Origin of the sequence: Halomonas litopenaei (assembly GCF_003045775.1) — a bacterium.
Classification (GTDB): domain Bacteria; phylum Pseudomonadota; class Gammaproteobacteria; order Pseudomonadales; family Halomonadaceae; genus Halomonas; species Halomonas litopenaei.
Window position 1 is genome coordinate 1 of record NZ_PXNS01000042.1, and the last position, 674, is coordinate 674.

Below are 674 nucleotides of genomic sequence, written 5' to 3' on the forward strand. Positions count from 1 at the left end.
GGTCAGGACGGCGTCGCCGTCTGCCTCTGTGCGCCCTTCCAGCTCACCGGCGTCGTTGACGCTCCAGGTCAGCTCGCCATCCAGGCCGGTCACGCTGATGTCGGCGGAGTCACCAAAACCGATCGAGGTGATGGCGTCGCTGCCGGCGGTAAAGGTCAGGCTAGCTACATCGGTATCCGACGCAGCCCCTTCGGTCTCGGCATCATCCAGTGCCAGGCTGGCCTGGGTCGAGGCCGGATCGCTGCCGGTGACCGAAACACTCGGGCCGCTGCCATCGGTAATGGTGACGGTATGGCTGTCGGTGGCGGTATCGCCATCGCTGTCTTCGGTGGCGATGGTGAAGTCGATCGACGGGCTGTTGCCCTGGTCGAGGTTGTCCTTAGCCTCGAAGGTCCAGGTACCGTCGCCAGTGACGGTCAGAGTGCCTTCATCAAGATTGAAGGTCACGGTATCGGTAGCACCGTCGCCCAGCACCTTGTCGACGCCGCCGGCGGTCACGGTCACCGTGGCGCCATCGGCACCGGCGTCGGTGGTCCAGGTGCCGTTGGCGCTCTCGCCTTCGACCACGGTCTCGGCGGTATCGGCGATCTCGAGGGTCGGCTGATCGTCGGCCACGCTGACCGAGACGCTCGCCTCGGTACTGGTGCCGTCGGTATCGGTGCCGACCACGCTGA

The 674-nt window shown here is 65.7% G+C and carries 1 protein-coding gene; it reads right to left on the minus strand.

Annotated elements, in window-relative coordinates:
• Window positions 1-674, minus strand: a 674-nt coding sequence (locus C6W88_RS21785) for a hypothetical protein (protein ID WP_197037177.1), incomplete at both ends; no start/stop codon positions are given.